At 64.2% G+C, this 7,683-nt stretch carries 11 protein-coding genes; 7 read left to right on the top strand and 4 right to left on the bottom strand.

Annotated features, from left to right (window positions below):
* Positions 1–571, bottom strand: a 571-nt coding sequence (locus tag BJQ90_RS06035; protein ID WP_226759397.1) for a LysR family transcriptional regulator, incomplete at its 3' end; no start/stop codon positions are given.
* Positions 572–1,818: 1,247 nt separating this feature from the next.
* Between BJQ90_RS06035 and BJQ90_RS06030 the strand changes: the two genes are divergently transcribed.
* From BJQ90_RS06030 to BJQ90_RS22860, 3 genes are all read left to right on the top strand, one after another.
* On the top strand, positions 1,819–2,517 hold the full coding sequence (locus BJQ90_RS06030; RefSeq protein WP_226759396.1) for an ABC transporter ATP-binding protein: 699 nt from the start codon (positions 1,819–1,821) through the stop codon (positions 2,515–2,517).
* A complete protein-coding gene (locus BJQ90_RS06025) occupies positions 2,514–3,800 on the top strand; it encodes an ABC transporter permease (protein WP_226759395.1) in 1,287 nt (428 codons plus the stop codon). Before BJQ90_RS06030 ends, BJQ90_RS06025 begins: the two co-directional genes overlap by 4 nt.
* 118 nt (positions 3,801–3,918) lie before the next feature.
* On the top strand, positions 3,919–4,269 hold the full coding sequence (locus tag BJQ90_RS22860; RefSeq protein ID WP_413463645.1) for an FAD-dependent oxidoreductase: 351 nt from the start codon (positions 3,919–3,921) through the stop codon (positions 4,267–4,269).
* A gap of 410 nt (positions 4,270–4,679) precedes the next feature.
* Here the strand turns inward: BJQ90_RS22860 and BJQ90_RS06020 are convergent, their stop codons facing one another.
* Together BJQ90_RS06020 and BJQ90_RS06015 are read right to left on the bottom strand one after the other, a co-directional pair.
* Positions 4,680–5,333 (bottom strand): DUF1254 domain-containing protein, encoded by a 654-nt coding sequence (locus tag BJQ90_RS06020; protein WP_226759394.1) that lies wholly within the window; start codon positions 5,331–5,333, stop codon positions 4,680–4,682.
* A gap of 1 nt (position 5,334) precedes the next feature.
* Positions 5,335–5,937 carry a DUF1214 domain-containing protein gene (locus BJQ90_RS06015; protein ID WP_226759393.1) on the bottom strand — a complete coding sequence of 201 codons (603 nt, stop codon included), beginning with the start codon at positions 5,935–5,937 and terminating at the stop codon, positions 5,335–5,337.
* A gap of 191 nt (positions 5,938–6,128) precedes the next feature.
* Here BJQ90_RS06015 and BJQ90_RS22440 point away from each other — a divergent pair, with 191 nt between their 5' ends.
* From BJQ90_RS22440 to BJQ90_RS06005, 3 genes are read left to right on the top strand one after another with little or no spacing between them, the layout of a single operon-like run.
* Positions 6,129–6,329 (top strand): universal stress protein, encoded by a 201-nt coding sequence (locus BJQ90_RS22440; protein ID WP_264197009.1) that lies wholly within the window; start codon positions 6,129–6,131, stop codon positions 6,327–6,329.
* A gap of 35 nt (positions 6,330–6,364) precedes the next feature.
* Positions 6,365–6,547: a universal stress protein gene (locus tag BJQ90_RS22435; protein ID WP_264197011.1), complete on the top strand. Its 183-nt coding sequence runs from the start codon at positions 6,365–6,367 to the stop codon at positions 6,545–6,547.
* Complete coding sequence (locus BJQ90_RS06005; RefSeq protein WP_226759426.1) at positions 6,501–6,668, top strand: hypothetical protein; 168 nt, start codon at positions 6,501–6,503, stop codon at positions 6,666–6,668. The genes BJQ90_RS22435 and BJQ90_RS06005 overlap by 47 nt, the downstream gene beginning before the upstream one ends.
* A gap of 30 nt (positions 6,669–6,698) precedes the next feature.
* On the opposite strand, the gene BJQ90_RS06000 is transcribed toward BJQ90_RS06005, so the two are convergent.
* Positions 6,699–7,025, bottom strand: a complete 327-nt coding sequence (locus BJQ90_RS06000; RefSeq protein ID WP_226759392.1) for a universal stress protein — start codon at positions 7,023–7,025, stop codon at positions 6,699–6,701.
* Between the two features lie 167 nt (positions 7,026–7,192).
* Here BJQ90_RS06000 and BJQ90_RS05995 point away from each other — a divergent pair, with 167 nt between their 5' ends.
* On the top strand, positions 7,193–7,642 hold the full coding sequence (locus BJQ90_RS05995; RefSeq protein ID WP_226759391.1) for a hypothetical protein: 450 nt from the start codon (positions 7,193–7,195) through the stop codon (positions 7,640–7,642).
* Positions 7,643–7,683: the final 41 nt, after the last annotated feature.

Genomic DNA, 7,683 nt, shown 5'->3' with positions numbered 1-7,683 from the left:
CCGCCAGGCTCTGCAGCGGTATTGACTTCTCCCGGGCCAGCCGATGATCCAGTGGGAGCACCGCCCCGATTTCTTCCCGGGCAATCAGCCGGGCCGTAACGGAGGGCACCGGGGATTCCGGCATACCGACGAAGGCGAGGTCCAGCGTGCCGTTAGCAACGCTTGCCAGTCCATCTGCGGTGCGTACCCTGCTGGTGAGGTCCAGCTCGATGTCCGGGTGCTTCCGCCGCAAGGCGCGGGTGAGGGGCGGGAGGGTCAAGTGGTTCACCGCTCCGGAAAATCCGATTCGAATCTTGCCCCGGATGCCCGCTACGTCCGCCTGTGCTGCCTCCCGGGCCAGGCGCATCTCCTGGAGCACCCGGTACGCCCGCGGCAGGAGGGCATGGCCAGCCGGCGTCAGGGCCACGCTCCGGGTGTTGCGCTCAAAGAGCCGTGTCCCCAGGTCCGTCTCGAGCTTCCGGATCGTCTGGCTCAGCGGGGATTGCGCCGTATGCAGGCGCAGCGCCGCGCGGCCGAAGTGGAGTTCCTCAGCAACCGCAACGAACGCTTCAAGCCATCGGATTTCGGTCATTCCCGCATGCCTCCTGACAGCCGCGTTAGCCCAAGCCAGCGCTGACCCGGACTGCAGGTGGGCGCCTATAGTGCTAAGAATCAAAACAATAACCGAGTAATTAAGTTTGATTCTAGCCTAGTTTCGTGGTTCGCTGACCTTTGGTCGACTCCCCTCAGGCACCCCCAATTCTTCCCGCCCACCACGTTGACGTCGGGCTTTACGAGGCTGTGAATATTCCCGGCGGGCGTATTTGCTGTAGGGGGGCGGACGGGCGGGACCTCGTGTCCGGGGCCCACTACCGGCTCTGGTGTAATCAAGGCCCGCCATTTCAGGGACAGTCATGAAATCGCTGTTGAAGATGCATGCTTCCCACAGTCCCGCCGCGTTGTCAGCTACGTTCGACGAGCCGAACTTCGTGTCCCGGAGCGGGCTACTGGCGGTACAGACGGTGGCCCGGGACGCCGGGCTGCCGGAACTGCCTGTCTGTGCCGTTGACGATCCTCACCTGGAAATTTCTGGACCGGCCGCCACCCTATATCGATCTAAAGAATACTCAGCAATTCATGTTGTAGGCGGCCCCAGCCACCATGAGGTGGTGACCGCGAAAACGCCACTGAAGGACGAACGAGGAGGAACGCCCAGGAAAGACCCATGGGGGGACACCCGATCTGCAGTAGAGCCGCTCACCTACACAACCGAATAAGCCGTTCCGGGACCCGCACACCCGGAACATCAGATCACAGGCGAGAGGCCGCCCCAAACAGCCACACCCCGCATTGACAGGGTGCGGCGCCTCTTTGCCCCGAAAAACTTGATTCTGGTGGATAAGTCCAACCGCACGGCGAAATAGATCCGACACCCCGGCCCCGCGATGGAGCCGACAGGGGCCGTTATTGACATCCTCTAGACCTTGGACCTGCGTGTCCGCTCAGGCCGCACCACGCGGTGCTCGTTTCGTCGAGACATGCCAGCGCGACGAGCGGAGAACCGGCCAGGCGCCTCTCCCGTCGTGGCAGGCCAAACTTCGATCGATGACGTCCTCAAGGCGCAGTACGACCTCACGGCTTAGCGCGGAGCTCAGTCCGGCGGCCGGCTTTCCCAGCGAACGTCAAGGTCCACCCAGTACTAATGGACCGATGCTCCGGTCAACCGCTATTTGACCGGAGCTTCGCCGATTGCGCGGCGTCCCATAAAGTCCCGCCGCCGCCAATCATCCGTGACGATCGTTTGACCCTGATGTTTTCCCGACACCTGATTGGACCTCCATGTCTGTGCCAATTCTGGCCGCCCAAGACCTCTCCAAGACTTACGGGCGCGGGCCTGATCGTTTCGACGCGCTCAAAGGCGTTTCCCTGGAGATCGGCCGGGGCGATTCCGTGGCGATTGTGGGTAAGAGCGGCTCCGGCAAGTCAACGCTGATGCACCTTCTCGCGCTGCTGGACTCCCCCGGCGGCGGGCAGGTCCGCGTCGACGGGACTGACGCGAAGACGCTCAGCGGCCGGCGGCTCAACACGCTGCGGAACACGATGTTCGGCTTCGTGTTCCAGCAGTTCTTCCTCAACTCGGCATCGAGTGTGCTGGAAAACGTCGTGCTGCCCCTGAAGATCGCCGGTGTCAGCGCCCGCGAGCGGCGGGCCCGCGGAATGGCCGTCCTGGAACAGCTCGAACTCGCCGACAAAGCCCGCAACAAGGCCGGCAACCTGTCGGGCGGCCAGAAACAGCGGGTCGTGATTGCCCGGGCCCTGGTCAACAACCCCCAAGTGCTGTTCGCGGACGAGCCCACCGGGAACCTGGACACCGCCACCGGGCGCATCGTCGAGGACATCCTGTTCGACCTCAACATCAACCACGGCATCACCCTGATCACGGTCACGCACGACCACGACCTGGCCGCCCGCTTCAACCGCCGTCTCTATATCCGCGACGGTCTGCTGATCACCACCGACGAGGAGCACGCGGCATGAAACCGCTCGAAATCCTGAAGACCGCAATGGCGAACAGCTTCCGCAGCAAACTGCGCACGTTCCTCACCATCCTGGCCATCTTCGTCGGAGCGTTCACCCTGACCATCACCAACGGCCTCGGCACCGGCATCTCGAACTACATCGACGGCCAGATCGCCGCCGTCGGCTCCAGCAACTCCTTCACCGTGGGTAAAACCGACACCAGCGGCAATCCCGCCTCGGGACCAAAGAAATACGACGCAAGCACCAGGGTCCTGGCCGCCGGCGGCCGGCCGGGCTCAACCCAGCCGGCCCTGGGCCAGACCGATCTGGACACCATCGGCGCCGTCCCGGGCATCACCGGCGTCACCCCGGTGACCCGCCTCAACCCGGACTACATCCAGTGGAACGACCACGACAAATACCAGCTCTCCGTCAGCCCCCTCGCCGGGGCGCAGCCCCAGCTGGCCGCGGGCACCGCCCTGGACGATTCCACAACCGAACCCCAGCTGATCCTTCCCTCCAGCTACGTGGCGCCGCTGGGCTTCGCGGACAACAACCAGGCCGTCGGCCAGGACGCCACGATCGGCATCACCGACGCAACCGGAACCCTGCACCCCCTCACCGCCCGCATCACCGGCATTGAACAAAGCGCCCTGCTCGGCGGCGGCGGCGCGTTCATCAACAAGGCCCTCTCGACCGCCCTCGCCGATGCCCAAGGTACCGGTGCCCCTGCCGCGTCGAAGACCGCATGGGCAAACGTAACGGCCACCTTCGCTCCGTCCTCCGCCGCGCAGATTACTGAGATGAAGGCCGGGCTCGCCGCCGCGGGCTACACCGCCCAGACCCTCGATGACAGGATCGGCACGGTCAAGACCGTCATCAACGGCATCATCGGAGTCCTGGACGCCTTTGCCGTCATCGCCCTGATCGCCGCGGGCTTCGGGATCGTGAATACGCTGCTGATGTCCGTTCAGGAGCGCACCCGGGAAATCGGCCTCATGAAAGCCATGGGCATGGGCAGCGGATCCGTCTTCGCGCTCTTCAGCACCGAAGCGGCGTTCATCGGGTTCCTCGGCAGCGCGGTCGGCTCCGCCGCCGCCATCGGGCTCGGTACCGCTGTCAGTGGCGCCCTCGCCCGCGGACCCCTCAGCGATCTGGAGGGCCTGCACATCCTGGCCTTCGCTCCCGGCTCCGTGGCCGGCGTCATCCTCCTGGTCATGGCCATCGCCTTCATCGCCGGAACCCTCCCGGCTTGGCGGGCAGCGCGGCAAAACCCCATCGACGCCCTCCGCTACGAATAAGCTACGCCACGGCGCTGACCGGCTTCGCGACCGGGTTCCGCTGCAGGCCCTGGCCGGTCGCAGGCCTCTTCCGCTAGAGGAAGAAGTGCGGCATGGGGATCCTCGCCGATCTCACCCAATGCTAGGGCTACGCCAAGTGCGCCTTCCTCGCCCCGGACGTCTTCATGAGCCTGGGGGACGAGGCCCTGACGTACAACCCGCGGCGGGTGCTCCCGTCGAGAACAGCGCGGGGACGTTTAGGAGAACCGGACGGATCGTCATCGTGGGGGCATCAATGGCGGGGCTGCGCGCAGCGGAACGGCTGCGCGAGGAGGCGTTCACCGGATCGCTGACTCTCATCGGGCAGGAGCCGCAAGAACCCAACCACCGGCTTCTGCTGTCTAAACAAGTCCTGACCTGGTCGGCGCCCCTGGAGGACACATCGCTCCCACGCCACCGGACCTCCGCGCCGCATGGCGCCCGGGCGTAGCGGCGACCGGACTGGAGCTGCCCGCAAAGCAACTCCACCTCGCCGACGGCAGCCGGATCGGATTCGATAAGTTATTGATCGCCACCGGCCTGCGGGCCCGCCCGGCCATGCCTGCCACGTACCCGCCTGGATGCGCCTCCGTGCGCCCGCTGCCCGGCCCGGCCTGGCCTGGCCTGGCCTGGCCTGGGGCAGGGTTCGGCATCATAAGAAGGAGGCTAGTACGGACCGGGATTGCAGGCTTCGTGCCTCTCCGGGACGCTGGAACATCCGGTTCAGACACAGCTCAACCGATTCGTGGCCTAAGCAAACGCAGGAGGACGCGCAGACAAGGACCCGCCTGCAGATCGAAATGAATGAGAACGACGAAATCACGCGCTTCTCTCCGCCAGCATCCCGGTTCCCGTCGACCGCTAGTGTTTCAGCGGCGCGAGCTGTATTTGCTTCGCAAGCGCGTAAGCGATCGGAAGATCGCCGTCGCTCTCGACTAAGACACGGCCAATGACGAGCGCGGAATCGGTCGGCGAAAAAATCTGCGTCATGCCGTTCGGTACGGTTCCCTTCCAGCCGGGCGCGCTGAGAACATAGTCACCGGCCCCGGTTCCCGTCGTACGTTTGCCGACGTAGGCAAAATTGGCGCCCTTGGACGGGTCGGTGAACTGCACGCTGAAGTAACGGCCCGCCATGTTAGGTACGTGAAGGACTTGCGGCCCCTTCCTCAAGTCGAGCCACCCGCCGACGTAGAGCAGGTCGTCGGCTCCCGTTGCCATAAGGCTCCCGCGCGACGCCGACGGGGAGGAGGTGTTGGGCACGGCGTGCAGCGTGTTGACGGGGACTGGGCCGTCGCCGAACCCATGCTTGAGAATCGCCCTCTTGTAGCCGCTGACCGTGAGACGCGGCCAGAGGTAGATGAATGCCGGAGCGCCGAGTCCCCATACGATGGCTGCCGCTATGGCAACTGGAATGATCTCGTCCCCGCCGGCGATCCGCCGGTAGATGACCCAAGCGAAGACCGCCAGTATGACGGCTGTAAGGGGACGTCCGTATTTCAGGACGAGGCGGTTCATGTCACCACGCCCTGACAACGCGCGGCAATTGGTACGTGCCGTCGAGAATTGCCGCCCCAGGCAGATACACGCGGAACATCAGCTTAAACTTCCCGGAAGGAGTTGACAGCCAGTTCTGCTCGTGCGTGCCCGGAGCCTGATGCTGGAGGTAGATATCGACTGAACCGTCGGCGTTCCGCGCGAGCGGTGAACGGTCACCAACGCTATAGCGATTAGTTGGATTAGTTACCATATACCCGACGACATCGGTCGGAGTGAGCGACCAGAAGGCGTCATTCGGTGGGAGTTTCCCGGCAGGAAAATGCAGGACGTATCCATGCCCGCCGCTCAACGTTTGCCCTGACCCATCCACAGTGGTCGTCCAGTACGCGGCCTCTTCAAACACATTGACGACGGGCAGGGCTTTGGCGCAGGCGGCCCGCACGAGGACTCCGTTGCCAGGCTGGCCGCATCGGCGGATGGCACTCCAACCGCTGGCAGTCGTTGTGATCGCCCTGCCCACGGCATTCATAATGAGGATCGCCGTCAAGAACGCCAGCACGGCGCCGAGAATTAATCCCTGCACGATACCGGACTGTGAGAACCACGCGAAGGCATTGACCATAACCGCAAACTACCACTGTGCCAAATAGCCGAGTGCTGTTCCGCATGCACCCGGCGACCGGAGACGCCTCGGGCCCGGTACCGTGAAACTCCATGGTGTGGACGCCGCCTGAAGGACCCGCCGGTCTGGACCTCCGTCCGGCTGCTTCGGGTGAATGGGTTCCGGTACGGGATGTGAGGGTGTAGCGCCGGATGAACGCTTCCGGTACATTCCTGATCGTGGTCGGTGTCGACGGTTCCGAACAATCCTTGGACGCCGTTCGCTGGGCCGTGGACGAAGCGCGCCTGCGCCACGGGCACATGAGGGTTATCACCGCCCGGCACTATCCTCCTGTGCCCTCCACGGTAGCGACTCGTTTCACTTCGCCGAATAAGTCCAGAAGCACGCGCTGAAGGCCGTCGCTACTGAGGGCGTGAACGTCACGGGAATGCTCGTTCGGGATTCCGCCGCCACCGCGTTTCTGGATGCCGCCAAAGATGCGGGCCTTCTCATCGTGGGATCCCTGGGACACGGAGGATTTACCGGGCTGCTGCTCGGATCGACCTCTAGCCAAGTCACCCATCATGCCCCCTGCCCCGTCCTGGTCGACCGACCCCAGAGCGGCACCTGATTTCATCCTCCACGACCAGGCCACGCTGCTGCTCATCGGAGTGTCGCTGGCCTCCGTCTCCTTCCTGCGACTCATGATTGTGTGGCACCGGGAACGTGCCCCGGCAAGAGGCCCGACGTAAACCAAACCATCGCGATACAGGTTGGGGAACTCAGGTTGCCCTACGCAGCGGTACCACCATGACGGGGACGCCCGAGAACTCCAGAACCCGCAGGGTGTGGCTCCCGATATAAGGCGTTGCACTGCCGGGGCGGTCTACCGGGGCCACGACTGTCAGCACGGCGTTGACTACACGGGCCTCGGCCAGGATTTCGGCTGCTACCCGTCCGGAGCGCTGGCTGAAGGACACCTCCACTCCTGCCGTCGCTGCCAGCGAGGCAACATGCCTGAATGCCGCTTCGGCAGCCAGATCGGAGTGTCGTGCCAACGCGGCCGGGTCGATACTCCCGGGATGCTGGACCAGCGCAGGCCGACGCAACTAACGTGCCTTCCAACGGAGAAGTGCGCTGACCAGTAGAAATGCCTGTGGAGGCAGATAATCCGCCCCGGCACCCACTCACACTTCCGGACCGCCACTCCCCGCCGGAACCCGCTCGCCCGGTGGCTCCTGGACAGCATCAGCGACGCCAACGAAACCCCGGAAGAATGGTGAACGGCCAACCCATCAACGATCAAACGTGGGCAGGGATTCGGACGGAATTCACGCCGCCGACCCTGGAGCAGGTGCGGCGCCGGCTCTCCGAACTTATGGAAGACCCCAAACCGGTGATGCGGCAGCTCGTCCGCGATCTGTTTACCGGACTAAGTCGATGGTTAACGCGCGTGTCCTCGGCCTGGGACGAGCCCTGTCAGCGTCATGCTTTGGTCATGGATCTCTCGGATCGCAGTTGGGATGGGCATCGAGCGGAGGGACTGACTGTCGCGAACGTCGGGCGGGTGATTCCTCGCACCGGCGTTCCGGGGTTCGCGGTCCTCGACGCGACGGGCGAGGAGTTCGCTCCTGCCACGGAGTATCTGCTTGAGCTGGCAGCGACGGACCGCTCGCCTCAGACGGTATGGGCTGCCGCGGAGATCTCGGACAGTGGGCCCTCTTAAAATGGGGGTCTACCGAAAGTAGAGATCAGCATGACCGCATC

The organism is Arthrobacter sp. SO3 (assembly GCF_020532825.1).
In the GTDB taxonomy this organism is placed as follows: Bacteria; Actinomycetota; Actinomycetes; order Actinomycetales; family Micrococcaceae; genus Arthrobacter.
Note: the sequence above shows the minus strand (reverse complement) of the source record. Positions and strands in the feature narration are given on the sequence as shown.

What these genes read in the sequence shown, in the direction of transcription:
- BJQ90_RS06030 (WP_226759396.1), top strand. Translation starts at nt 1,819, where the DNA reads ATGTCTGTGCCAATTCTGGCCGCCCAAGACCTCTCCAAGACTTACGGG.
- BJQ90_RS06025 (WP_226759395.1), top strand. Translation starts at nt 2,514, where the DNA reads ATGAAACCGCTCGAAATCCTGAAGACCGCAATGGCGAACAGCTTCCGC.
- BJQ90_RS22860 (WP_413463645.1), top strand. Translation starts at nt 3,919, where the DNA reads ATGCTAGGGCTACGCCAAGTGCGCCTTCCTCGCCCCGGACGTCTTCAT.
- BJQ90_RS06020 (WP_226759394.1), bottom strand. Translation starts at nt 5,333, where the DNA reads ATGAACCGCCTCGTCCTGAAATACGGACGTCCCCTTACAGCCGTCATA.
- BJQ90_RS06015 (WP_226759393.1), bottom strand. Translation starts at nt 5,937, where the DNA reads ATGGTCAATGCCTTCGCGTGGTTCTCACAGTCCGGTATCGTGCAGGGA.
- BJQ90_RS22440 (WP_264197009.1), top strand. Translation starts at nt 6,129, where the DNA reads ATGAACGCTTCCGGTACATTCCTGATCGTGGTCGGTGTCGACGGTTCC.
- BJQ90_RS22435 (WP_264197011.1), top strand. Translation starts at nt 6,365, where the DNA reads ATGCTCGTTCGGGATTCCGCCGCCACCGCGTTTCTGGATGCCGCCAAA.
- BJQ90_RS06005 (WP_226759426.1), top strand. Translation starts at nt 6,501, where the DNA reads ATGCCCCCTGCCCCGTCCTGGTCGACCGACCCCAGAGCGGCACCTGAT.
- BJQ90_RS05995 (WP_226759391.1), top strand. Translation starts at nt 7,193, where the DNA reads ATGGTGAACGGCCAACCCATCAACGATCAAACGTGGGCAGGGATTCGG.